The 23,879-nt window shown below is 42.2% G+C and carries 23 protein-coding genes; 19 read left to right on the top strand and 4 right to left on the bottom strand.

Features of this window, described 5'->3' with window-relative positions:
* Window positions 1–15 precede the first annotated feature (15 nt).
* From pstC to IGI78_RS09775, 8 genes are all read left to right on the top strand, one after another.
* Window positions 16–936 (top strand): phosphate ABC transporter permease subunit PstC, encoded by a 921-nt coding sequence (pstC, locus tag IGI78_RS09810; protein WP_077454324.1) that lies wholly within the window; start codon window positions 16–18, stop codon window positions 934–936.
* Window positions 936–1,820 (top strand): phosphate ABC transporter permease PstA, encoded by an 885-nt coding sequence (pstA, locus tag IGI78_RS09805; protein ID WP_077454323.1) that lies wholly within the window; start codon window positions 936–938, stop codon window positions 1,818–1,820. Before pstC ends, pstA begins: the two co-directional genes overlap by 1 nt.
* A 13-nt stretch (window positions 1,821–1,833) precedes the next feature.
* A complete protein-coding gene (gene pstB / locus IGI78_RS09800) occupies window positions 1,834–2,640 on the top strand; it encodes a phosphate ABC transporter ATP-binding protein PstB (protein WP_005225783.1) in 807 nt (268 codons plus the stop codon).
* A gap of 31 nt (window positions 2,641–2,671) precedes the next feature.
* Entirely contained in the window at window positions 2,672–3,430 is a 759-nt protein-coding gene (pstB, locus tag IGI78_RS09795; RefSeq protein ID WP_077454322.1) for a phosphate ABC transporter ATP-binding protein PstB, read from the top strand.
* Between the two features lie 11 nt (window positions 3,431–3,441).
* On the top strand, window positions 3,442–4,119 hold the full coding sequence (phoU, locus tag IGI78_RS09790; RefSeq protein WP_008378477.1) for a phosphate signaling complex protein PhoU: 678 nt from the start codon (window positions 3,442–3,444) through the stop codon (window positions 4,117–4,119).
* A 527-nt stretch (window positions 4,120–4,646) separates the two neighbouring features.
* A complete protein-coding gene (gene liaX / locus IGI78_RS09785) occupies window positions 4,647–6,209 on the top strand; it encodes a daptomycin-sensing surface protein LiaX (RefSeq protein WP_430617975.1) in 1,563 nt (520 codons plus the stop codon).
* A gap of 49 nt (window positions 6,210–6,258) precedes the next feature.
* Window positions 6,259–6,567, top strand: a complete 309-nt coding sequence (locus IGI78_RS09780) for a PspC domain-containing protein (RefSeq protein ID WP_010748006.1) — start codon at window positions 6,259–6,261, stop codon at window positions 6,565–6,567.
* Window positions 6,567–6,926, top strand: a complete 360-nt coding sequence (locus IGI78_RS09775) for a phage holin family protein (protein ID WP_005225788.1) — start codon at window positions 6,567–6,569, stop codon at window positions 6,924–6,926. The genes IGI78_RS09780 and IGI78_RS09775 overlap by 1 nt, the downstream gene beginning before the upstream one ends.
* Window positions 6,927–6,988: 62 nt before the next feature.
* On the opposite strand, the gene IGI78_RS09770 is transcribed toward IGI78_RS09775, so the two are convergent.
* Complete coding sequence (locus tag IGI78_RS09770; RefSeq protein ID WP_430617974.1) at window positions 6,989–8,689, bottom strand: M3 family oligoendopeptidase; 1,701 nt, start codon at window positions 8,687–8,689, stop codon at window positions 6,989–6,991.
* A gap of 157 nt (window positions 8,690–8,846) precedes the next feature.
* Here IGI78_RS09770 and hprK point away from each other — a divergent pair, with 157 nt between their 5' ends.
* The 6 genes from hprK to IGI78_RS09740 all read left to right on the top strand — a co-directional run bounded on the left by hprK (window position 8,847) and on the right by IGI78_RS09740 (window position 13,947).
* Window positions 8,847–9,782 carry an HPr(Ser) kinase/phosphatase gene (gene hprK, locus IGI78_RS09765; protein ID WP_005235388.1) on the top strand — a complete coding sequence of 312 codons (936 nt, stop codon included), beginning with the start codon at window positions 8,847–8,849 and terminating at the stop codon, window positions 9,780–9,782.
* A gap of 14 nt (window positions 9,783–9,796) precedes the next feature.
* Window positions 9,797–10,627 carry a prolipoprotein diacylglyceryl transferase gene (gene lgt, locus IGI78_RS09760; protein ID WP_005235390.1) on the top strand — a complete coding sequence of 277 codons (831 nt, stop codon included), beginning with the start codon at window positions 9,797–9,799 and terminating at the stop codon, window positions 10,625–10,627.
* 75 nt (window positions 10,628–10,702) lie between these two features.
* Window positions 10,703–11,731 carry an NAD(P)H-dependent glycerol-3-phosphate dehydrogenase gene (locus tag IGI78_RS09755; RefSeq protein ID WP_430617973.1) on the top strand — a complete coding sequence of 343 codons (1,029 nt, stop codon included), beginning with the start codon at window positions 10,703–10,705 and terminating at the stop codon, window positions 11,729–11,731.
* Window positions 11,732–11,748: 17 nt separating this feature from the next.
* Window positions 11,749–12,666, top strand: a complete 918-nt coding sequence (galU, locus tag IGI78_RS09750) for a UTP--glucose-1-phosphate uridylyltransferase GalU (protein ID WP_074931604.1) — start codon at window positions 11,749–11,751, stop codon at window positions 12,664–12,666.
* A 160-nt stretch (window positions 12,667–12,826) separates the two neighbouring features.
* The gene (locus IGI78_RS09745; protein ID WP_005235398.1) at window positions 12,827–13,252 is read left to right on the top strand and encodes a DUF948 domain-containing protein; all 426 of its coding nucleotides are present in this window, start codon (window positions 12,827–12,829) and stop codon (window positions 13,250–13,252) included.
* A gap of 14 nt (window positions 13,253–13,266) precedes the next feature.
* Complete coding sequence (locus IGI78_RS09740; RefSeq protein ID WP_081118075.1) at window positions 13,267–13,947, top strand: YtxH domain-containing protein; 681 nt, start codon at window positions 13,267–13,269, stop codon at window positions 13,945–13,947.
* Window positions 13,948–14,028: 81 nt separating this feature from the next.
* On the opposite strand, the gene IGI78_RS09735 is transcribed toward IGI78_RS09740, so the two are convergent.
* Together IGI78_RS09735 and IGI78_RS09730 are read right to left on the bottom strand one after the other, a co-directional pair.
* On the bottom strand, window positions 14,029–14,907 hold the full coding sequence (locus tag IGI78_RS09735) for an NAD-dependent epimerase/dehydratase family protein (protein ID WP_430617972.1): 879 nt from the start codon (window positions 14,905–14,907) through the stop codon (window positions 14,029–14,031).
* A gap of 54 nt (window positions 14,908–14,961) precedes the next feature.
* The gene (locus IGI78_RS09730; protein ID WP_430617971.1) at window positions 14,962–16,062 is read right to left on the bottom strand and encodes a M24 family metallopeptidase; all 1,101 of its coding nucleotides are present in this window, start codon (window positions 16,060–16,062) and stop codon (window positions 14,962–14,964) included.
* A gap of 194 nt (window positions 16,063–16,256) precedes the next feature.
* Here IGI78_RS09730 and ccpA point away from each other — a divergent pair, with 194 nt between their 5' ends.
* Complete coding sequence (ccpA, locus tag IGI78_RS09725; protein ID WP_077454315.1) at window positions 16,257–17,255, top strand: catabolite control protein A; 999 nt, start codon at window positions 16,257–16,259, stop codon at window positions 17,253–17,255.
* Between the two features lie 144 nt (window positions 17,256–17,399).
* On the opposite strand, the gene IGI78_RS09720 is transcribed toward ccpA, so the two are convergent.
* Window positions 17,400–19,838, bottom strand: coding sequence for a transglycosylase domain-containing protein (locus tag IGI78_RS09720; protein ID WP_077454314.1), 2,439 nt, complete (start codon window positions 19,836–19,838; stop codon window positions 17,400–17,402).
* 262 nt (window positions 19,839–20,100) lie between these two features.
* On the opposite strand from IGI78_RS09720, the gene tyrS reads away from it, so the two are divergent.
* The 4 genes from tyrS to IGI78_RS09700 all read left to right on the top strand — a co-directional run bounded on the left by tyrS (window position 20,101) and on the right by IGI78_RS09700 (window position 23,756).
* Entirely contained in the window at window positions 20,101–21,363 is a 1,263-nt protein-coding gene (tyrS, locus tag IGI78_RS09715) for a tyrosine--tRNA ligase (RefSeq protein WP_077454313.1), read from the top strand.
* 69 nt (window positions 21,364–21,432) lie between these two features.
* Complete coding sequence (locus IGI78_RS09710; protein WP_077454312.1) at window positions 21,433–22,344, top strand: AEC family transporter; 912 nt, start codon at window positions 21,433–21,435, stop codon at window positions 22,342–22,344.
* 88 nt (window positions 22,345–22,432) lie between these two features.
* Entirely contained in the window at window positions 22,433–23,326 is an 894-nt protein-coding gene (locus IGI78_RS09705; protein WP_081118081.1) for a deoxyribonuclease IV, read from the top strand.
* A 43-nt stretch (window positions 23,327–23,369) separates the two neighbouring features.
* Window positions 23,370–23,756 (top strand): cytidine deaminase family protein, encoded by a 387-nt coding sequence (locus IGI78_RS09700; protein ID WP_430617970.1) that lies wholly within the window; start codon window positions 23,370–23,372, stop codon window positions 23,754–23,756.
* The last annotated feature ends 123 nt before the right edge of the window (window positions 23,757–23,879 follow it).

The raw sequence follows: 23,879 nt of genomic DNA, 5'->3' as shown, positions 1-23,879 counted from the left end.
TGAGGAGGAACCCTCGTGGAAAATGTAAAAGAAGTGTTAACAAAAAAATCTAAGCGCGCAAGAATGGAGCAAAGAGGAAAGCTGGTCAGCTTTCTATGTATCGCGTTGATTGTATTGGTTGTGATCTCCATTTTTTATTTCGTTGCTAGCCGAGGATTAGCGACATTCTTTGTAGACAAAGTCAATGTGTTTGACTTTTTGTTTGGTACCCAATGGAATCCAAGTGCTGTGGGTCCTGATGGCCAACCTTTAGTTGGTGCTTTACCGATGATTCTTGGTTCGTTCTTCGTAACCTTCCTATCAGCAATCGTTGCAACACCTTTTGCCATTGGTGCAGCCGTCTTTATGGTGGAGATTTCCCCTCGTAACGGAGAGAAGATCTTGCAGCCGGTTATCGAACTTTTAGTCGGTATTCCTTCTGTAGTTTATGGTTTTATCGGTTTGTCTGTCGTTGTACCAGCAGTCCGCTCCGTTTTTGGCGGTACTGGGTTTGGGATCTTGGCGGGGACCTTTGTCCTGTTTATCATGATCTTACCGACAGTGACTACGATGACGGTCGATGCGCTGCGGGCAGTCCCTCGGCATTACCGTGAAGCTTCGTTAGCTTTAGGTGCAACGCGCTGGCAGACGATTTACAAAGTGGTTCTACGAGCAGCTGTTCCTGGTATTTTAACAGCGGTTGTTTTCGGAATGGCTCGCGCATTTGGGGAAGCATTGGCGATCCAAATGGTTATCGGTAATGCGGCATTGATGCCAACTAGCTTAGTGACACCAGCTTCAACATTGACTTCTATCCTAACGATGGGTATCGGAAATACGATCATGGGGACAGTCCAAAATAATGTCTTGTGGTCATTAGCCTTGATCTTGTTATTGATGTCCTTACTGTTTAACATTGTGATTCGCTTTATTGGGAAGAAAGGAGCCTTGAAATAATGAATGCGAAACGTTCAGATAAAATTGCTACCGGCGTCTTGTATGCCGTTGCTGGCATCATTGTATTGATTTTGGCTTCCTTATTACTGTACATTTTGGTTCGGGGGGTTCCCCATATCAATTGGGAGTTTCTGACTTCTTCTTCAAAAGCGTACCAAGAAGGTGGCGGGATCGGCATCCAATTGTTCAATTCCCTTTACTTGCTTTTAGTAACAATGATCATTAGCTTCCCGATTTCTTTAGGAGCAGGGATCTACTTATCCGAATATGCAAAGAAAAACTGGTTGACGGATATCATTCGGACATCAATCGAAATCTTGAGTTCACTGCCTTCTGTGGTTGTCGGTCTCTTTGGTTTCTTAGTCTTTGTTATCCAGTTTGGTTATGGCTTTTCGATCATTTCAGGTGCTTTGGCATTGACTTTCTTTAATTTGCCACTATTGACGAGAAATGTGGAAGAATCTCTACAAGCGATTCATTACACGCAGCGTGAAGCGGGCTTGTCTTTAGGCTTATCACGTTGGGAAACTGTCACACGTATTATTGTTCCAGAAGCAACACCAGGGATTTTGACTGGGGTCATTCTAAGTTCTGGTCGGATTTTTGGTGAAGCGGCAGCGCTGATCTACACTGCAGGACAAAGTGCACCGGCCCTTGATTTTACAAACTGGAATCCATTGAGTGTTTCCAGCCCGATCGGTCTTTTCCGACAAGCGGAGACGCTAGCAGTCCATATTTGGAAAATCAATACAGAAGGTACGATGCCTGATGGCGCGCAAGTTTCAGCCGGGGCTTCGGCGGTATTGATCATTGCCGTCTTGCTATTTAACTTTGGCGCCCGTGCAGCTGGCAAACGGTTGTACAAGAAAATGACGTCAGCATAAGGAGAATGACAGTATGAACGATTACAATTGGGATGATCGAAATATCATTACCTTCGATAAACCAGAAGATGTGGCGCTTTATACCACTGACTTGCATGTATGGTATGGATCAAATGAAGCCATCAAAGGCATTGATCTACAATTTGAAAAAAACAAAATCACCGCATTGATCGGACCTTCCGGTTGCGGTAAATCAACGTATCTGCGTTCTTTGAATCGAATGAATGACGGGATCGCAAACACGAGAGTCACAGGAAACATCATGTATAAAGGAGTCGACGTCAATACAAAAGAAGTCGATGTCTTCGAAATGCGCAAGCGTATCGGCATGGTTTTCCAACGACCAAATCCTTTCAGTAAATCGATCTATGACAATATCGCCTTTGCTTTACGCCGTCATGGAGAAAGAAACAAAAAGAAATTGGATGAAGCAGTCGAAACCAGCTTGAAACAAGCGGCTCTTTGGGATCAAGTAAAAGACAGTTTAGACAAAAGTGCTTTGGCATTGTCTGGTGGACAGCAGCAACGTCTGTGTATCGCTCGAGCCATTGCGATGAAACCAGATATCTTACTTCTAGATGAACCAGCCAGCGCCCTTGACCCCATCTCGACCGGGACAGTGGAAGAAACCCTCATCAACTTGAAAAACGACTATTCAATCATCATCGTGACCCATAATATGCAACAAGCTGCTCGGATCAGCGATTATACTGCCTTTTTCTACTTAGGAAATGCGATCGAGTACGATGAGACCCGTAAGATATTTACTCGTCCAAAAATTAAAGCAACAGAAGATTACGTATCCGGTCACTTTGGCTGAGCCGATTCGATCAGTAAACGGAGGCAAAACAATGGCAGAAGAAATTATTACATCGAAAGATCTGCATTTATACTACGGAAAAAAAGAAGCATTAAAAGGAATCGACCTTTCCATCAAACAAGGCGAGATCACTGCGATGATCGGACCTTCAGGTTGTGGGAAATCGACCTACTTGCGTTCTCTTAATCGAATGAATGATTTGATCCCTGGTGTGACAATTACAGGAAGTGTTGTCTATAAAGGGAAAGACATTTATAGTCCGAAGCAAGACATCGTTGATTTGCGTAAAGAAATCGGGATGGTTTTTCAACAACCGAATCCATTTCCCTTTTCAATTTACGAAAATGTGATTTATGGGTTAAAATTAAAAGGAGTCACCGACAAAGCGATTCTTGATAAAACAGTGGAAGAAAGCCTGAAAGCAGCGTCTGTCTGGGAAGATGTCAAAGACAAGCTTCACCAAAGTGCGCTATCTTTATCCGGTGGACAACAGCAGCGGGTATGTATCGCTCGGGTATTGGCTGTCGATCCAGAAATCATTTTGCTGGATGAACCAACCAGTGCGTTAGACCCAATTTCATCTGGGAAAATCGAGAATACCCTTTTGGCACTGAAAGAACGCTATACCATGATCATCGTGACTCACAACATGTCACAAGCTTCAAGAATCTCAGATAAAACCGCGTTCTTTTTGGACGGCAACTTGATCGAGTTCAATGACACGAAAAAAGTGTTCCTAAGTCCAAGCAAAAAAGAAACAGAAGATTATATCTCAGGAAGATTTGGTTAGGAGGAAAAGGGATGTTGCGTACACAGTTTGAAGAAGAATTATTAAATCTACACAATCAATTTTATGAGATGGGTATGCTAGTCAGCAGTGCGATCCACAAATCCGTACGAGCATATGTTAGACATGATAAAGCAATTGCTCAAGAAGTGATCGAAAATGATTTGGCGATCAACAATATGGAAGTTCGATTGGAGAAAAAGAGCTTTGAAATGATTGCTTTGCAACAACCAGTAACCACCGATCTACGAATGATCATCACTGTAATGAAAGCCAGCTCTGACTTGGAACGAATGGGAGACCATGCAGTATCGATCGCGAAGTCAACGATTCGGGTCAAAGGTGAAACACGGATCGCCGAAATCGAAAAAGAAATTTCTGATATGTCGGATTATGTCAAGAAAATGGTCGATAATGTTTTAGTTGCCTATGTAAAAACCGACCAAGAAGATGCCCGTATGATCGCCCAAATGGATGATCGGGTCAATGAGTATTACAAAGACATCTATTACAAAACGATCGAGAGTATGAAAGAAAACCCGGAAACCGTTGTTAGTGGAACCGATTATTTATCTGTTGCTCAGTACCTAGAACGTATCGGTGACTACGTAACGAATATTTGTGAATGGATCGTGTATCTTGCTACTGGGAAAATCAGCGAATTGAATACCAACCGTACGGAAATGATCTAAGAAACCAGCTTAGATTCTTGATCACTTATCTCTTTTATTAGAGATGGGACAGACCGACGAAAGAAGTTGACCTTCGGGAAACAACTTCTCTCGGCGGTCTTTTTGATGTGAAGCAAGTGCTACGAAAGATTCATTGAAAAGGATCGGTAGATTTTTTACTAAGAGTTACAGAAGTAAGCATGCTTTTGACCTTCCATGCATTGAAAAGTCGATTATTGATTGGTTAGCAGCCAACAGCGGAAAAAACGGTTGTGAATGACCTCGAAAATCCTTCACAGTAGCAGTTTTATTCCTCAGAGTTGTTACTAGCTGAAACTTTTGTTTCCAATGGTTTTTCGTGGTACTGTTAAGATAAGGAAGATCGTTTTGTGCCTAAAGTAATCAAGAAAAAGTGCCGGTTCTACTTGCCAATCTGCAGATTGAGAAAAACTTGGTACTTAAGACCTATGACACTTTCGCAAAAACAAGGCATAATAGGTTCGTAAGCTAAACTTGCAATCACACATTTGCTGAAGGAGGCAATTTCCATGAACGAAAGAGAACGTATATTGGATCTAGTAAAAAAAGGTGTGCTTTCTACAGAAGAAGCCTTAGATTTACTAGAAGGTATGGCAAAAGCCAAAGACGAAAAACAAATTAACAAAGCTGCTGCTGAGGTAACCGCGGATAAGAATGCGACAAGCCCATTTGATGATACTGAAAATAACGATGAGATGTTCACGTTTGACGGCGAAGAAAAGCTTCGTCAAAACGAAGCGCAAGACAAAGAAAATCTTGAAAAGATTCTCGATGGTTTAGCAACAGAAGCCAACCAAGCATCTGCTGAGTTGGATGAAATCAATGCTGAAATTCTTGGTGTCAAAGAAGAATTAAAAGAAGCACAAGAAACACTGATGCAATTGAACACCAAAGAAGAATTGGATCAATTGTCAGAAGATGAATTGGCAACACGTCATGAAACAGAAGCGACCATTACTGGCTTAGAAGAAACCTTAGATGGTTTAACCGAAGAAAAAGCAGAATTGGAAGCTAAACTAAAAAATATTCGTAAAGACCAATGGTCTCAAACGAAAGAGAAAATCTCTCAAAAATTAGATATTCCAGAAGATTGGAAAGAACAAGCGACCGATACTATCAATCAAGTAAGTGAAAAAATGGTCGATGCCAGCACACACTTCGGACATTTCTTGAAGAAAACGGTTCGGGCAGTGACAGAGTCAGTCAATGACAACATGGAATGGAAAGACATCAACTTAAAAGTTCCCGGTGTTGCAGCGACAAAATTTGAGCACACATTCAGCTATGACGAAACGGCAGCGACATTGATCGATGTGAAATTAGCAAACGGCAATGTTTCCTTCCAATTATGGGATGAACCAGGTGTAAAAGTAGATGCCAAAATCAAACTATATGGTAAAATGGATGCGGCGGAGCCTTTCGATGCTTTTGAAGCAAGAAGCCAAATCAATGTTGATGATGAACGCATCTCTTTCCAAATTCCCAACAAACGCATTCGTGCCGATCTCGTTTTCTACTTGCCAAAACGCACCTATGATCATGTGGCAGTAAAACTATTGAACGGCAATGTTACATTCAATGAATTAGATGCAAAAGATGTCTATACAAAATCAACAAACGGCAATATCGATTTCCGCAAAGTAAATGCATCGATGTTAGAGATTGAAGGCGTGAATGGAACGATCACTGTTCAAGAGGGTGAGATTTTAGATGCCATCATCGAAACGGTGAACGGCGACGTTACGTTGACAGCAACGCCACAAAATACCGGCATTTCTTTAGTTAACGGTAATATCCGTGTGACCTATAAAGAAGAAACGGTCCAAAAATTAAACGCCAGTTCTGTAAATGGGAATGTCAAAGTAGCATTACCGACAGGAATCGGTTTTGAAGGGATCGCCAAAGCAAGTTTAGGTAGCATCAACAATCGTTTAAGCGAGATGGAAGTTGTGCGTGAGAAAAAAGAACGCCTAAACCAACTATTGCAATTCCGTCGGGTTGCCGATAAAGTCGCTCAAATCGATCTATCCACAACAACAGGAAATGTCTTTATCAAAGATACAGACAAATAAGAATCGCTGGGTTTACACTCATTAAAGAAAAGAAGGAAGGTGTAGATAAATGAACAAAAAATTAACAAAATCAGCCAACAACGTTGTCATTACAGGTACTCTAGGGGGGCTGGCAGAATACTTGCGAATTGATCCAACCATCGTTCGCGTGATCTATGTCTTTCTATCTTTAGTGACTGCTGCGTTTCCTGGAATCACTTTATATATCATCATGGCGGTCTTGATTCCTTCAGGACGCAAGAGCACCTCAGGATATGGCCACGACAATCACTACTACAAACAAAACAAATACAATGAAGCAAATCGTCCCCGTAAAGAAGCGGAAAAGGTGGAGGATGAGGACTGGAGTGACTTCTAGTGTCTTATTTTCAACGGCTTATCATGAATACACTGACGTTTGTCACATTGGCGGTTCTATTACCAAATATGATCCACGTTCAAAGCATTATGACTGCAGTGATCGCCAGTTTCGTACTGTCGATCCTGAATGCTTTGATTAAACCAATTCTGATCGTCATTTCATTTCCATTGACTTTACTGACGCTTGGTTTCTTCACTTTTGTGATCAATGCGCTCATGCTGAATTTGACTTCGTATTTTGTTGGGTCAGCCAACTTCGGCTTCTCCTCGTTTGGGGCTGCGCTCTTAGTGGCGTTGATCATGTCAGTAATCAATATGATCGTGACCGAACACCATATCGAAAAATATTCACGTTAAAAAGACGTTTCACGTTTTCTCCACTAACTAAGAAGCTAGTGGAGAAACGGAAACGTCTTTTTTTAGTTTAACTGTTCTTCTTTGATGGCTGCCAGGTACGTATCTACTGCCTGTAACGTTTCATCAAGCGCTCCTTTTTCAAAAGGTGAACGCAAATGAGCAAGAGCCAGGATCTCAAGGAATGTTTTCGTGCCGCCGACTTCGCAGATGGCCAAATAATCTTGCCAAGCGGTTTCGTCTTTTGCCACGATGAATCGATACCAAAATTGGAACGCACACACTTGCGCCAATGTATAATCGATATAATAGAAAGGTGATTCAAAAATATGCCCCTGTCTAAACCAATACAAGCCACGATCAAGGTCTGGATATTCTGAATAATCCCGCTCAGGACAATATTGGCGTTCTAATTCCCGCCAACGGGCTTTGCGCTGCGCTGGTGACCATTCGGGATGCTCATAAACGTCCTGTTGGAAGTGATCCACTAAAACGCCATAAGGCAGAAATTGCAGGCTACTAGCAAGATGCGCAAATTTATATTTTTCTGTTTCTTCTTCGAAAAAGGCGTCCATCCATGGCCAAGCGATAAACTCCATCGACATTGAATGGATCTCGCAAGATTCATAATTGGGAAAGAGAATTTCCGGTTCTTTGATCCAACGAGAACGAAAGGCTTGAAAGGCGTGGCCAGCTTCGTGAGTCAAAACATCGACATCACCCGAAGTGCCGTTAAAGTTGGCAAAGATAAATGGCGATTGATAGTCTTGGATAAAGGTACAGTAGCCGCCAGATTGTTTGCCTTTTTTGCTGAGGAGATCAAGCAAGTCATGTTCGACCATAAAGTCAAAAAATTCGCCAGTTTCAGGGGATAGTTCCTGATACATCACACGGGCTTTTTCCACTAGTTCTTCAGGTGTTCCTTTAGGCTCTGCGTTGCCACTAGGATAAACAAGCGGCAAGTCGGTAAAAGTTGCTTGTGCCAATTGATTACGCTGTGCCTGTCTTTGGTACAGTTTTTGGGTGATTGGGACGACTTTTTCTAAAATTTCCCGACGATAGGTCTCAATCATTGAACGATCATAGTCCCAACGATTCATTTGGGTATCCGCAAAGGCGACGTAATTTTCAAAGCCGAGCTTGTGGGCGATCTCGGTACGAACCTTGACCATCTCGTCATAAATTTGGTCAAAACGGTCTTCATTTTCCGTGAAGAAAGCCGTTTGTTTTTCAAACGCTTCTTTTCGAACGCCGCGATCTTTATTTTCGGTAAATGGTCGCAGTTGTGCGAGGGTATAGGTTTCTCCTTGGAAGTCGATTTGCGCAGAAGCGACCAATTTGCTGTAATCGGAAGCCAATTGGTTTTCTTTTTGAAACAATTCGATCAAGGCCTCATCAAAAAGCTTCACGCGGCTTTCGGCAAACAAGAAAAGTGTTTCTGGATATTCGGCTTTTAATTCATCTAAGACCGGTGAAGCCAGGAGTGCTTGATAGAATTGAAAATCCAGAGCTTCAAAATGAGGCTGGTATTCATTCCAAAAAGTATCTTCTGCTTCATAAAAGGCATCGTTGGTATCGATCGAATAGCGGATCGAAGCCAAGTTCATTGCAGTATCGATCGTTCCTCTTAGTTCGTTCAAAGCATCAAGTGCTTGCTTCGCCTCCGAGAAGGTATCGGCTGACTGAAGGTTTGCTAAGGCTTTTTTGAATGTTTCTTGATAGACTGGAAAATCAGGGCGTTGATACGTGTATGCTGAAAATTTCATTAAAAATCCCTCCTTAGTAAAATAATAACACAAACGAAAAAGAATGAGGACTTCTATTGGCGAAGGTAGTAACTTTACTGATAGAATGATAAAATAGAACCAGAGTGTCGTTTACAAGAAGCAGCGACAAGAATCATTGAGAAAAGAGGGAAAACCTATGGCAGAAACCGTCAAAGTCAGCGAGCTGGCGGAGGCTTTAAATTTAGAGATAGTGGAAGGAACTGAAAACAGTTTAGAAAGAGAAATCATTACCGGCGATATTTCCCGACCTGGTTTGGAATTGACGGGTTATTTTAATTACTATTCCCATGATCGTCTGCAATTATTCGGCAGCAAAGAGATCACCTTTGCGGAACGAATGATGCCAGAAGAACGCTTGATGGTGATGCGCAAAATGTGTGCCGATGATACACCGGGATTTATCGTTTCTCGCGGCTTGGAAGTGCCAGCAGAAATGATTCAAGCCTGCAAAGAACATGAGATCACGATTCTACGTTCGCCCATCTCAACGTCACGTCTGCAAGGAGAGCTTTCCAGTTTTCTCGATGGGCGTTTAGCAACAAGAACCAGTGTTCATGGGGTATTAGTGGATGTCTATGGCTTAGGCGTTTTGATCCAAGGCGATAGCGGAATTGGGAAAAGCGAAACAGCATTAGAGTTGATCAAACGTGGGCATCGGTTGATCGCTGACGATCGGGTGGACGTGTATAAGCAAGATGAATTGACTTTGGTAGGGGAACCGCCGAAAATCTTGCAGCACTTGATCGAGATCCGCGGAATCGGGATCATCGATGTCATGAATCTTTTTGGTGCCAGTGCCGTACGAGGATATATGCAGGTTCAAGTAGCGGTGTATTTAGAAGCTTGGGCGAAAGACAAAAAGTATGATCGACTAGGAACCGATGATACGACGGTTGAAATTGGTGGCGTCGATGTACCACAAATCAAAATCCCGGTAAAAACGGGTCGAAATGTTGCGATTATTATCGAAGTTGCTGCCATGAATTTCCGAGCGAAAACGATGGGCTACGATGCAACGAAGACCTTTGAAAATCGATTGACGCAATTGATCGAAGAAAATTCTGGAAACTAGAGAGGATAAGATAGATGTTAGGTTTAGTAAATCGAGTCGCATTTGAACTATTTGGTTTGCCGATTTATTGGTATGCGATCATTATCGTATCAGGCGTGATCATTGCTATGTGGTTAAGTACGAGAGAAGCGGTTCGTGTCGGGCTCAAGCCAGATGATGTGACTGATTTTATGTTGATTGGATTGCCAGTATCGATCATTGGTGCGCGGCTTTATTATATTCTATTTGACTTGCAATACTACATTGATGACCCAAGTCAAATTTTCAATATTCGCTCTGGTGGGATCGCCATCTACGGCGCTCTGATCGCCGGGGGGATCTGGCTGTACTTTTTCTGCCAACGAAATTTTATTTCTCCCTGGACCTTTTTAGACATCGCCGCACCAAGTGTTTTATTGGCACAAGGGATCGGGCGTTGGGGTAATTTTATGAACCATGAAGCATTTGGAGCAGAAGTCAGCCGCTCCTTCTTAGAAAGTTTGTATATACCGAAATTTATTATCGATAATATGTATATCGATGAAGCGTATCGGCAGCCGACCTTTCTTTATGAATCGGTTTGGAACGTGATTGGATTTATCGTTTTGATCTTCTTGCGTAAGAAAACTGGGTTATTAAAAGAAGGCGAAGTCTTCTTAAGCTACTTGATTTGGTATGGATTCGGACGCTTCTTTATTGAAGGAATGCGCACCGATAGTTTATACTTATTTGGGGATATCCGTGTGTCACAAGCACTTTCCGCTTTATTATTCTTTGGAGCGATCGGACTATTGATCTGGCGCCGGAAAAACCAAACCTTAAAAGACTACAACCGTAGCTTTGGCAAAAACCAAACGATTATCTAAACAGTTATTTTATTGAAATTATGGTAAAATGATAAAGTGCATGAATTTGCGAAAAGGATAGAGGAGGTTTCCATAGTGAAACAGAAAATCGCCGTATTAGGTCCCGGATCATGGGGGACTGCTTTGGCACAAGTCTTGTCCGAAAATGGACATGAAGTGACTATTTGGGGGAACAATCCCGCCCAAATCGATGAAATCAATACGTATCATACCAATCGGCATTATTTGCCTGATTTGAAATTACCTGAAAATATCTTAGGCTGCAAAAATCTAGAAGAGGCGATCCAAGGAGCAGATGCTGTCTTGTTTGTGGTACCAACCAAAGCGATTCGTGCCGTGGCACAAGAGTTCGCTGAAAAGACAATCGGCAAACCAGTTATCATCCATGCCTCAAAAGGATTAGAACAAGGCAGCCATAAACGAATCTCAGAAGTACTTGCTGAAGAGATCCCAGCTGATAAACGCCAAGAAATCGTTGTCCTGTCAGGACCATCACATGCTGAAGAAGTCGCTGTCCATGATATCACCACGATCACGGCAGCTTCAGAAAATGAAACGGCTGCTAAAAATGTACAAGAGCTGTTTATGAATGATTACTTTAGAATCTATACCAATAACGATGTGATCGGTGTCGAAACTGGTGCCGCTTTGAAAAACATCATCGCTATTGGTGCCGGTGCGATTGCTGGACTGGGCTTTGGGGATGATGCGAAGGCTGCGATCATGACCCGTGGGTTAGCAGAAATCAGTCGTCTTGGTGTGGCAATGGGTGCCAATCCTTTAACCTTTATCGGATTGAGTGGGGTTGGCGATTTGATCGTTACGTGTACCAGTGTCCACTCGCGGAATTGGCGTGCCGGAAATCTATTAGGAAAAGGCCATAGCTTAGATGAAGTGTTAGACAATATGGGGATGATCGTTGAAGGAGTTTCAACCACTAAAGCTGCTCGCGAATTAGCAGAAGCTTTGTCGGTGGAAATGCCAATCACAGAAACGATTTATTCGGTCTTGTATGAAGGCAAAGACATCAAGCAAGCAGCGAAAGATATTATGCTGCGAGACGGCAAAGAAGAAAACGAATTTACGGTAGATCAATCATTATGATTAAAGGAGCGAGTCACATGAATGTCAAAAAAGCAGTTATCCCAGCAGCCGGTCTAGGTACCCGATTTTTACCAGCTACAAAGGCAATGGCAAAGGAAATGTTGCCGATCGTTGACAAACCAACGATCCAGTTTATCGTGGAAGAAGCTTTACAATCAGGAATCGAAGATATTTTGATCGTAACAGGGAAAGCAAAGCGTCCGATCGAAGACCATTTCGATGCCAATTTAGAATTAGAGATGAATCTAAAAGAAAAAGGCAAGACAGAGCTTTTAAAATTAGTGGAAGAAACAACGGACGTAAATCTTCATTTCATTCGTCAGTCCCATCCGAAAGGACTAGGTCATGCGGTTTTACAAGCCCGTGCGTTTGTTGGCAACGAACCATTTGTGGTCATGCTAGGTGATGACTTGATGGAAGATCAAGTACCATTGACCAAACAGCTGATCGATAATTATGAAAAAACGCATGCCTCAACGATCGCTGTTATGGATGTTCCTCATGAAGATACATCAAAATACGGAATCATTGATCCTGGTATGGAAGTTGAAAAAGGCTTGTTCAATGTCAAAAACTTTGTTGAAAAACCAGCGCCAGAAAATGCGCCAAGTGATTTAGCGATTATTGGCCGCTACTTGCTGACCCCTGAAATTTTTGATATTTTAGCCAATCAAGAACCAGGTGCTGGCGGCGAGATCCAATTGACGGATGCCATCGACACATTAAACAAAACCCAACGCGTCTTTGCCCATCAATTTACCGGCAAACGTTACGATGTAGGAGACAAATTCGGTTTCTTAAAAACAAGTATTGAATATGGTTTAGTGCACCCTGAAGTCAAAGACAACTTGAAAGAGTATTTGATTGAGTTAGGAAAAGAACTAGCTCCAGCTCAAAAAGAAGTCAAAGAAGCACCGAAAGCGTCAAAAAAATAACACAAACTCCTAAACAAGGCAATTTCTGATGAAATTGCTTTGTTTTTTTATTATTTCCTGTTGAAAGCGGATAATTTTCTTAAAAATGCAGTCTTTTATTTGTAGAAAGTGCAGTGAAATGCTATTCTTAATATAAGTAAATGGGGAAAGGAGCCATTCTATGTCAGGAGGAGAACTAGCTGCATTAATTGCTGCGATCGCATTTGTCGTACTGGTTATTTTCGTCGTTCGTTTGTTGATGCAAGTCAGCAAGACAATGACCAAAGTGGACAAAACGGTTGAAGAGGCAAACACAACCATCCGTGTCATTACCAAAGATGTTGATATTCTTTCAAAAGAGGTTGAAGGTCTATTGGTAAAAACGAATGAGCTTTTACAAGATGTGAACGGAAAAGTCGCAACCATCGATCCTTTGTTCACAGCAGTCGCAGATCTAAGTACCAGTGTTTCAGAATTAAATGTTTCTGGAAAAAATTTAATTACGCGTGTGGGTAGTCTTGGCCGGACGACTGCCAAAGCAACGGTAGCTGGAAAAGTCGGTCAAACAGCCATGAAATTTTTCAAAGACAAAAATAACCAAAAATAAAAGGAGGACTTTCAATGAGTAAAAAAGGCGGATTTTTATTAGGAGCAATCATCGGAGGAACAGCGGCAGCAGCAGCAGCACTTTTGTTGGCGCCAGAATCTGGTAAAACATTAAGAAATAAATTAGCAAAACAAGCAGACGATTTATTAGATAAAGCATCTGATTACGGTGATTTAGCCAAAGAAAGAAGTACGGATCTTGTTGATATTGCTAAAGATAAAGCAGCAAAATTAAGCGAGCAAGCATCTGATTTTACCGGTTCTTTAACAGCGAAAGTTGATGACTTAAAAGAAACAGCAGCTGGTTCTTCAGAAGAAACTATTGAAGAATTAAAGAAACAAGCAGGGGATCTATCAGAACGCTTCAAAAAATCGGCGAGCGATGTAAAAGAAACAGCCAAAGATGCCAAAGAAGATGCAGATGATACAGTCCAAGATATCATCATTGATGCAAAATCTTCTGCAGCAGATATGAAAAAAACTGTCAAAGAAGGGGCAGAAGAAGCGAAACCTGTTGTCGAAGAAGCCAAAAAAGATGGTCAAGCAGCAGCAGCTGATTTGAAAAAAGAAGCTGGAAAAGCAGCAGATGATGCCAAAAAAACAGCGAAAGCAGAAACAAAAGAAGCCAAAGCTGACTTGGAAGATGCGAAAGAAGAATTAAAAGACACATTAGAAAAAAACAACCCAGAAGCATAAGTAAGGATAAAACTTGATTGCTTTAAAAGATAAAAACGTTCGCCAGTTAAATCGGCGAACGTTTTTTTGTGATTTCAGTAGTTATTCGTTTGATGCTTGGGCGATTTCCCAATCGCAAAGTTGGTAGATCCAATCCTGCAGTTGACTGAATGAAAAACCAATTTCTTCAGCGAGCGCCACATTGATCGAATAAGCAGGTGTACCATTGTAAGGGCCTTGATCGCCTGTTTCTGAAAAGAGCGGGGAAAGACCGGTTTTTTTCGATACGTATTGCAGTACTTCTTCTAAAGAGATCGTACCTTTTGACGCACCATTGATGGGTCCGGTGAATGAGCTAGTACCTAGAAACGCTAAAAATTTACCAGCTTCTTGGGCATCCACAAAGCCCATTTGATGCGTTAGATTATCGACAGCCATTGGCTTTTGCTTTATCAGATGGTCAATGTAAAAGGTAAAACGTTTTGTGTAGTCATCTGCACCAATCACATAAGGAAAGCGGACAAAAACGGAGGGGATCTGACTGTATTTTTGGGTCAGGATTTCTTCCACGGTTCGCTTGCCTTGTGCATAATCGACTTCCTCAGAGCTGACCAGTCTGAAGGGTTCTTTAGCAGGGTCAAAATCCGCTTCAATCAAATCGAAGTGTAATTCATGGTACGCAGACATTGAGCTAGTAACGATATAGCGCTTCGGTGTGACATGACGCAGTAGAATCTCAATGTCGTTGGAAGTATAAGCAATATTGTCGTAAATGACCCCATAGGTTTCTTTTGTTAATGCCGTTTTGATACTTTCTTCGTCGGTGCGATCGAAGATGATTCTGTTGACTTGATCGCCAAAGGAATCTTTCGTGTTCCCTCGGGTAGCGATCGTCACGTCCAATCCTTGATCAATTAGTGATTTGACCAAATATTTACCGAAAAAACGCGTGCCGCCTAAAACCAACACTTTTTTACTCATAAGAACACTCCTTTTCATGTAATGCCAACATGTTGCGCCGTTTCATTAGGAAAATCAAGATAAGATCAATAATTCTTTTGCTGTCTTGGTAAAAGGTACACAGCCATCTGCAGTGACATACACACAGTCTTCAATGCGGACACCGACCTGATCTGGTAAATAAATGCCCGGTTCGATAGAGAAGCACATGCCTTCTTCGATCACTAAATCATTGCCAGTGATCAAAGAGGGGAACTCATGAACCGTGGTCCCGATGCCGTGACCTAGACGATGGTTGAAGTAGTCGCCGTAGCCATAGCCAGTAATCACATCACGAGCAATCTTGTCTAATTCTCCAGCGGTAATCCCAGGTTTGACCGCTGCTTGCGCTGCTAGTTCAGCTTCAAGAACGATGTCATAAATTTTTCTTTGTAATGCAGTCGGTTCTTTATAGGCAACCGTTCTGGTTGCATCACTGCAATATCCTTTCCAAACGACCCCTAGGTCAAACAAGACGAGTTCATTGGCAGTCACTTTGCGGTCGCCAGGTACGCCATGAGGACTTGCTGCATTGGCACCAGCTAATACGGTCGTATCGAAGGACATATGGGAGACCCCACGCTTTTTCAACTCGTACTCAATTTCTGCCACGATTGCCATTTCGCTAACGCCTTCTTTGATGGCAGCAAACCCAATCTCAAAAGCAACATCTGCCCAGTTGCCAGCTTCTAGTAAGGTGTCAATTTCAGCAGCCGTTTTGGTTAACTGCATTTTTTGAATGACCGGAGTCACATCTAAAGAAAAATCGGTCTGTGGCAAAAACCGTTTCAATGCTTCATAGCGCTCGACGGAAAGGTCATTTTTTTCTAGTGCCAAGGAAGAAACTTGGTAACGAGAGGTCAATTCCTGACAGATTTTCGCCCAAGGGTCTTCACTATCGAGATAGCCGATAATGTCAAAGGGCCAACCGCTATTTTTTGCTTCTTCTACTTCCAGAGCTGGTGTAAAAAGAAAGGGATCTTTTCCAGGAGCGACAAACAGAGCAAGGACCCGCTCATGAGGCTCACTTTTAAAACCGGAAAAATAAGCGATGGTTGCTGGATTAGAAATATAAGCAACATCGGCGCCATTGGTTTTCAACCAGCCATTTAACTCATTGATTTTTTTCTCATTCATTTGAAAAAACCTTCTTTCAAGTATTCTTTTTCTATTTTATCATGCTTTGGAAGAGAATAGGGGCGGGGAAAGTAGGAAATTGCTAAGTTTTCATGAAAACAAAATTAAAACGGTTGCAAATCCGGAAAAAATTTGCTATTCTAACAAAGAAATGTAAATAAGATTTTCTGAAAATAGAATAAGGGAGATATATCATGGAAAAACAAACAATTACGATTTATGATGTTGCACGGGAAGCGAATGTATCGATGGCAACTGTTTCACGGGTAGTCAACGGAAATCCAAATGTAAAACCAGCAACTCGTAAGAAAGTGCTGGAAGTGATCGACCGCTTGGATTATCGGCCAAACGCAGTTGCTCGAGGGTTAGCAAGTAAAAAGACCACAACTGTAGGTGTCATCATTCCTGATGTCAGCAATATGTTCTTTTCATCACTTGCTCGTGGGATCGATGATGTAGCGACCATGTATAAATACAATATCATCTTAGCCAACTCTGATGGCGATACAATGAAAGAAGTCAACGTATTGAACAACTTGTTAGCGAAACAAGTGGACGGCGTTATCTTCATGGGTCATCGCATCACGGATGAAATTCGCGGGGAATTCTCTCGCTCAAAAACACCAGTCGTTTTAGCTGGTTCGATCGATCCTGATGAACAAGTAGGAAGTGTCAATATCGATTACACAGCAGCTGCCAAAGATGCTGTTTCATTATTGGCGAAAAACAATCAAAAAATCGCTTTTGTTAGCGGTGCTTTGATCGATCCAATCAATGGCCAAAACCGCTTGAAAGGCTACAAAGAAGCCTTGAAAGAAAACAACCTTGACTATTCTGAAGGGTTGATCTTTGAATCACCATACAGCTTTAAAGAAGGCTTAGCATTAGTTGATCGCATCATCAACAGTGGTGCAACAGCAGCTTATGTTACAGATGATGAGTTAGCGATCGGCGTCTTAGATGGTTTGTTAGACAAAGGTGTTAAAGTTCCTGAAGATTTCGAGATCATTACCAGCAACAATTCATTATTGGCTGAAGCCGCTCGTCCACGCTTATCAAGTGTTACCCAACCATTGTATGATATGGGTGCCGTTGCGATGCGTCTATTGACAAAAATGATGAACAAAGAAGATGTAGAACAAAAAACGATCATCTTGCCTTACGGTATTTCAGAAAAAAGCTCTACGAAATAAGCAGCGATTCACGGAACCTTTACAAGTGGAACAACACTACGTTGTTCCGCTTTTTACTTTTACGATCGTTCGTGTGGGTAGAAAATCTACGGATTTTTTACCCACACTTTTTTTGCATAAAAAAACTGATCAGCACAAGGCTGATCAGTCATCATTATTCGTTGTATTTGCTTGGTCATTGTCTTGTTCATCGTCATCATCATCATTTGCTGTAGGCGTGGCATTGTTTGAAGTATTATTAGACGATGTATTTGAAGAGCGATTGGTTGAACGGCTAGACGATGCTTTTTTCCAATAGTCAGCGTAATTAGCGTCCGAACCGCCGATCCCAAACTTAAAGTCGACCGTATCCGGTCCGCCAGTGGCCCAATATGAGTTGACGGTATCGCTTGGATTCGTGTAGGTTCGATTATCGACCCGCACGGTGCCTCCTGGTTGGGTCCCTGTAAATTTGGAAACTTTGACTTTTTTCACGTCATTTGAAAGCTCAAACTTCTGATCCACACCAAAAACTTCTTGATTTGTTTGATAGATCCGATTGATTAAGTAAGCCATGTAATTGGCTGTCCGAGTTCCTGCAGCACTATCAGTAGCTTTGTTGTCATCCCGTCCTGACCAGCTGCTGATAGTGATCGATGGGGTGGAAACGACTAGCCAAGAGTCTGACCAGTTATTGGTGGAACCAGTTTTACCGACCCAATCGGCATTCCCGAGATTCCAATCTAATCCACTGATAACCGATTTAAAGGTACTGGTTTTTTGCTCATCGATGACACTGCGCATCATGTCGGTCATGATAGAAGCCGTCGCTTCAGAAAAGACCTGTACTGGTTTGGCTTCATGCTGATAAAGCACTTCGCCTTCATTATCTTTGATGGATTCGATGATGTAGCCTTGCTGATAGACACCATTATTGGCAAATGTTTGGAAGCCATTCGTTTGATTCAACACTGTGACATCCGTAACTCCTAATGGCGCTGATTCATATGCCCAGCTATTATCTTCCGGATAGCCCATTTTGCTTAAATAATTTGTGTAGGCGTAAAAATGATCGCCTTCTTTTTCCCAAAGATCTTGGAAAATATTTGTCGCTGCGATATTGCTGGAAACTTCTAGTGATTCGCGAATCGACATGAAGGTATTGGTTCCGCGGTTTGTGGCATTGACGATTGACTCACCAGCGTTTTCTCCCGTCCGCCATTTTGCGGCATAGTCAGAAACCATCGATTCTGAGCCCATCAAACCACTTTCGATGGCCGGACCATAAACCAGCATTGGTTTGATACTTGATCCTGCTTGACGTTTGGCATCAAAGGCATGATTGAATTGATTTTCAGCATAGTTACGACCACCAATAAAGCCTAAGACTTTCCCAGTGGCATTATCCATCATAACATTGCCGACTTCGATGGTGGCGTCGCCCCAATTGTCTAACATAGAGCCGTATTTATCAACGGCATCTTGCATCGCATTATAAATGTCTTTATCGATCGTTGATGTGACGGTATAGCCACCATTAACGAGTTTTTGTTGCGCCAATTCGAAGTATTTTTGATAGGTTTCGTCTTTGGCATATTCTTCATCACTGACATCATCTTCATCTGCCAGTTGTTTGGCAATAATATCTTTTGCTTCATTTAACACAGTGTAATAAAGGAAGCTTTGATCCGTTTGTTCGATAGCTTCTTGTTTTTTGAAGTCTTGTTTTAAGTCATAATTAAGTGCTTCTTCGTATTCTTCTTTCGTAATATCGTGGTTGCGATACATACTGAAGAGGACAAAGTCTTTCCGTTCTAAGCCCGCAGTCAGGTTCTCCTTTATCTCACCCGTATTTGTATAAGGGCTGTAGACGATCGGACTTTGTGGCAGTCCTGCAATGAAGGCTGCTTGTGGTAAAGTTAGGTCAGCTGCATTAACGCCGAAAATTCCTTGCGCCGCTTCTTGCACACCTGCGATATTTTGCCCTTTATTGTTCCGACCAAAAGGAGAGATGTTTAGATACATAGTGACGATCTCGTCTTTATCAAAAAACTTCTCTACTTCCATGGCTAATAAGATCTCGTTGGCTTTGCGTTTGAAGGTCGTTTCACTGGAAAGGATTTGTTGTTTTACCAGCTGTTGGGTCAAAGTGGAACCCCCGCTGCCGCCAAAACCTGTCGCTTCAGATAATAATGCTCGCACGACCGCTTTTGGTACGACGCCATTGTGAATATTAAAATATTCGTCTTCGGTTGCGATGATTGCTTTTTTCAAGTAGTCCGAAATTTGATCGGAATTAACCGACGTTCGCATCAGGTCTGAGCGAATCGTTGCGATTTTACTGCCATCTGAGTATGCGAGTTGAGAAGTCTCTGTGATGTCGGTCAGTTCTTTCTGCAACTCTTCTTTAGAAGGAGCTGCGGTATCTTCCACAAGAAAAGCAAAGTAGCCGGCACCGATCCCTAAGGCTAAAGAGCCGCCAAGCACCAGCAAAGAAATAGCGACTAAGAATAAGGCATGTAAAACCCTTAGACTGATGTTGAAATAGAACCAGCCTCTATTTTTGTTTTCTGTATTCTTTTGTTTTTTCGTTTTCTGGGACAAAAAGAGTCACCTCAATAAATTAGAATAGATTCCGTGTAATTATAGCAAAAAACAAGACGCTTGGGTAGCACCCTATCCGTTATCTCAAGAAGAGGATCAGGAAATTCCTTTTCACGGTTGGATCTGATCAGTGAAAACAAAGGAAAACGAAAGGATTTGCCTAAAAGTTTCTTTTTTGGTAAAGGACTTTGAGAGAAAGACTTTTCATTGCCCTCTTTTTCAGTTAAGATGAACAATGAAGCAATTATTAGGAGGAGAAAGAATGAGTACAGACTTTTTTGAAGAACTAAAGCAACGCGGATTAGTTCATCAGACCACAGACGAAGCAGCCTTGACCAAACAATTAAATGAAGAGTCTGTGAAACTATATATCGGCTTTGATCCTACCGCAGATAGCCTGCATATTGGTCATTTATTGCCTATTTTGATGTTGCGCCGTTTCCAACAAAACGGACATGTGCCGATCGCATTAGTTGGTGGTGGTACAGGAATGATCGGTGACCCATCCTTTAAAGATCAAGAACGTCAATTAAACACATTAGATACCGTTTTGGAATGGTCACAAAGTATCAAGAGCCAATTATCTCGCTTTATTGATTTTGATGACCAAGAAAATCCTGCCATCATTGCCAATAACTATGAATGGTTAGGGGAATTGAAACTGATCGATTTCTTACGGGACACTGGGAAAAACTTTACCATCAACTACATGATGAGCAAAGAAAGTGTCAAACGTCGGATCGAAACAGGAATTTCCTACACCGAATTTGCATACCAGCTTTTACAAGCCTATGACTTTTTGAACCTTTACGACAACCACGGTTGCTTGTTGCAATTAGGCGGTAGCGATCAATGGGGGAATATCACCTCTGGAATCGAATTATTGCGTCGTGAACGGGAAGTCCAAGGGTTTGGGTTGACTATGCCATTGATCACAAAAGCAGACGGAACTAAATTTGGGAAAACAGAAGGCAATGCCGTTTGGCTGGATGCCAAGAAAACGACACCTTACGAGTTCTACCAATTCTGGATCAATACCGATGATCGTGATGCAGTTAAATTCTTGAAATATTTCACCTTCTTATCATTAGAAGAGATCGCTGCAATCGAAGCAGAATTTAACGCTGCACCAGAATCTCGAGCAGCGCAAAAAGCTTTGGCAAAAGAAGTCACTACATTGGTTCATGGGGCAGAGGCATATGAACAAGCTGTACGCATCTCAGCAAGTTTATTCAGTGGTAACATCAAAGAGTTGAACGCTGAAGAGATCGAACAAGGCTTTAAAGGGGTTCCTAGCCACCAGGTAACAACTGATGATTCTTTGAACATCGTTGAAGTATTGACAACTGCTAAAATCGAACCATCAAAACGTCAAGCAAGAGAAGACGTACAAAATGGGGCGATCTACATCAATGGGGAACGCGTCCAAGACCTAACGTACGAGATCCAAGCAAGTGATCGGATCGGTGGGAAATACGTCGTGATTCGTCGTGGCAAGAAAAAATATTTCTTACTAACATTTTAATCGCAAAAAGCGAACCGCCCTGTTGGTTCGCTTTTTTCAAATTTTTGTAGAGGAAGGGTTTTTGTTGGAATGGGAAACATAGTGTTGAATGCCGCCGGCTTATTTGCCATGATTTTCTTAGGATATTTTCTTAAGCAACTGAAAGTCCTTTCGAAAGCCGATGGCTCGATCTTATCCAAAATTATTTTGAATGTAACATTACCGGCAGCAATCATATTGAATTTAGCTACAATGCAAGTAAAAGTCAGTGCCCTTAGTTTGATCGTGATCGCGTTGATCATTACGATCGTCCAAATCCTCTTCGCATTTTTCTTGACCAAAAACGAATCAAGTACCTTGCAGCAGTTTGCGATGTACTGCGGGTCAGGTTTTAATATCGGCAATTTTGCGATTCCTTTTGCCCAAAGCTTTTATCCTTTAGGGATTCCGCTGATTTCGCTGTTTGATATGGGGAACAGTATCATGTTGGCAGGGGGAACGACGATTTTTATCGAATTCTTGATTGGAAAGCGGACGACATTTGAACCAGGGAAAATCTTTTTGAATCTCCTGCGCTCGCCAACATTTACCATTTATCTAGTGATGCTGATTATCCGCAGTGCGGATTGGAGGATCCCTGAGGCGGCATTGGCGCTTGTCCAACCAATCGGGATCGCAAATACGTTTTTGTCCATGTTTATGATTGGCTTATTTTTGGATTTCCGCTTACCGAAGCACACTACGCCAACGGTAATCAAAATTTTAAGCTTGCGCTACGGACTGGCCTTCGTGCTATTTGCGGCTTTCTATGTTTTACCAATCCCAGTTTTATTAAAGCCAGTTCTTTGTTTGTTAGTGTTTGCTCCGATTCCCTTGTTCGGTGTCATTAATTCCGTGATTGCTGGGATGGAGGAAGAAGCAGTAGGGTTCGTTTCTTCTATTAGCTTTTTGATAAGTATGCCGCTAATGACGGGTGTCCTGATGTTATTTGGACTCGCTTGATAAAAAAATACGGCAATGAGCAAAATAATCGCTTTACAAGGCGCTTTTATCGATAATAGAGAAGACTAGATTTAGGAGGAAAAGAAAAATGTTGATTGGTTCACACGTTTCAATGAGCGGCAAAAAAATGCTTTTAGGAGCAGCAGAAGAGGCGGCTAGCTATCAAGCTACTACGTTTATGATTTATACCGGAGCTCCGCAAAACACGCGGCGCAAACCGATCGAAGAGATGCAGATCGCAGCCGGACAAGATTTTATGACGGAAAAAGGAATTTCGAATATCGTCGTCCATGCTCCTTACATTATTAATTTAGGCAATACCATTAAGCCTGAAAACTTTGGCTTTGCCGTTTCATTTTTACAAGAGGAAATCCAAAGAGCGCAAGCTTTAGGTGCGACTCAAATCACGTTGCATCCCGGTGCCCATGTCGGTGCAGGTCCCGAAGCTGGGATCAAACAGATCATTAAAGGCTTGAACGAGGTCCTTGAAAAAAATCAAACTGCCCAGATCGCATTAGAAACAATGGCAGGTAAAGGCACCGAGATTGGTCGCAGCTTTGAAGAACTGGCAGCAATTATCGATGGCGTTACTTTAAATGAAAAATTATCCGTTACACTAGATACTTGTCACACGAATGATGCCGGCTATAATGTTAAAGAAGACTTTGACGGCGTCTTAAACGAGTTTGACAAAATTATCGGTTTGGATCGTTTGAAAGTCATCCATGTCAACGATTCTAAAAATCCGCAAGGCAGTCATAAAGACCGACATGCCAATATTGGTTTTGGAACGATCGGTTTTGAAGCGTTGAATAAAATCGTTCATCATGAGCAATTAACAGCGTTACCGAAAATTTTGGAAACACCCTATGTCGGCGAAGACAAAAAGAATAAAAAAGCCCCTTATGGCTATGAAATCGCGATGCTGCGGGAAAAGACCTTTGATCCTGAGCTATTGACGAAAATCATGGCGGGTGCTTAAACGGTTCATTTAATATGAACTATCTTGTTGTGGGAGGAAGAAAATGGACTTTCAGTTGCTGATCAATGCCGCGAAACAAAAACTGGGATTCAGACAGCTCTCTCAATTTGCAGAAGCAGGGAGTGTCGCAGCAGCACTAGCTACTGCAGATGGACAGATCTATACGGGGATCTGTATCGATACCAGCTGTTCCATGGGCTTTTGCGCCGAACAGGCTGCGGCTGCGCAAATGATCACCGATGGGCAGCAGCGGGTGTTACAGATGGTTGCAATCAATTCAGCAGGTGAGCCGATCCCACCTTGTGGCCGTTGCCGTGAATTCATCAGCCAGCTAGATCCTGCCAATCAGAACACGCAAGTGATGATTGCAGCAGGAAAAATCATGACGATAGCAGAGCTGTTGCCTTGTGATTGGAAATCATCAAAATAAAAAGAGACTTAGCCCCTTAGACCGCTGTGTTTGAAGGGGCATCTTTGTATTATCAATCCAATAAACGAGCTACGTTTTTGGATAAAAAAACTCCTCAACCAGCAATAGCGCTTTGTTGAGGAG

The sequence above is a fragment of the Enterococcus sp. DIV1767 genome (assembly GCF_050542585.1).
In the GTDB taxonomy this organism is placed as follows: Bacteria; Bacillota; Bacilli; order Lactobacillales; family Enterococcaceae; genus Enterococcus_D; species Enterococcus_D innesii.
The sequence above is the reverse complement of the archived record's forward strand: the minus strand, read 5'-3'. Positions and strand labels throughout refer to the sequence as shown.

Excerpts from the sequence above, each read along its gene's own strand:
- pstA (WP_077454323.1), top strand. The coding sequence starts at position 936 with ATGAATGCGAAACGTTCAGATAAAATTGCTACCGGCGTCTTGTATGCC.
- pstB (WP_005225783.1), top strand. The coding sequence starts at position 1,834 with ATGAACGATTACAATTGGGATGATCGAAATATCATTACCTTCGATAAA.
- pstB (WP_077454322.1), top strand. The coding sequence starts at position 2,672 with ATGGCAGAAGAAATTATTACATCGAAAGATCTGCATTTATACTACGGA.
- phoU (WP_008378477.1), top strand. The coding sequence starts at position 3,442 with ATGTTGCGTACACAGTTTGAAGAAGAATTATTAAATCTACACAATCAA.
- liaX (WP_430617975.1), top strand. The coding sequence starts at position 4,647 with ATGAACGAAAGAGAACGTATATTGGATCTAGTAAAAAAAGGTGTGCTT.
- IGI78_RS09780 (WP_010748006.1), top strand. The coding sequence starts at position 6,259 with ATGAACAAAAAATTAACAAAATCAGCCAACAACGTTGTCATTACAGGT.
- IGI78_RS09770 (WP_430617974.1), bottom strand. The coding sequence starts at position 8,689 with ATGAAATTTTCAGCATACACGTATCAACGCCCTGATTTTCCAGTCTAT.
- hprK (WP_005235388.1), top strand. The coding sequence starts at position 8,847 with ATGGCAGAAACCGTCAAAGTCAGCGAGCTGGCGGAGGCTTTAAATTTA.
- lgt (WP_005235390.1), top strand. The coding sequence starts at position 9,797 with ATGTTAGGTTTAGTAAATCGAGTCGCATTTGAACTATTTGGTTTGCCG.
- galU (WP_074931604.1), top strand. The coding sequence starts at position 11,749 with ATGAATGTCAAAAAAGCAGTTATCCCAGCAGCCGGTCTAGGTACCCGA.
- IGI78_RS09745 (WP_005235398.1), top strand. The coding sequence starts at position 12,827 with ATGTCAGGAGGAGAACTAGCTGCATTAATTGCTGCGATCGCATTTGTC.
- IGI78_RS09740 (WP_081118075.1), top strand. The coding sequence starts at position 13,267 with ATGAGTAAAAAAGGCGGATTTTTATTAGGAGCAATCATCGGAGGAACA.
- IGI78_RS09735 (WP_430617972.1), bottom strand. The coding sequence starts at position 14,907 with ATGAGTAAAAAAGTGTTGGTTTTAGGCGGCACGCGTTTTTTCGGTAAA.
- IGI78_RS09730 (WP_430617971.1), bottom strand. The coding sequence starts at position 16,062 with ATGAATGAGAAAAAAATCAATGAGTTAAATGGCTGGTTGAAAACCAAT.
- ccpA (WP_077454315.1), top strand. The coding sequence starts at position 16,257 with ATGGAAAAACAAACAATTACGATTTATGATGTTGCACGGGAAGCGAAT.
- tyrS (WP_077454313.1), top strand. The coding sequence starts at position 20,101 with ATGAGTACAGACTTTTTTGAAGAACTAAAGCAACGCGGATTAGTTCAT.
- IGI78_RS09710 (WP_077454312.1), top strand. The coding sequence starts at position 21,433 with ATGGGAAACATAGTGTTGAATGCCGCCGGCTTATTTGCCATGATTTTC.
- IGI78_RS09705 (WP_081118081.1), top strand. The coding sequence starts at position 22,433 with ATGTTGATTGGTTCACACGTTTCAATGAGCGGCAAAAAAATGCTTTTA.
- IGI78_RS09700 (WP_430617970.1), top strand. The coding sequence starts at position 23,370 with ATGGACTTTCAGTTGCTGATCAATGCCGCGAAACAAAAACTGGGATTC.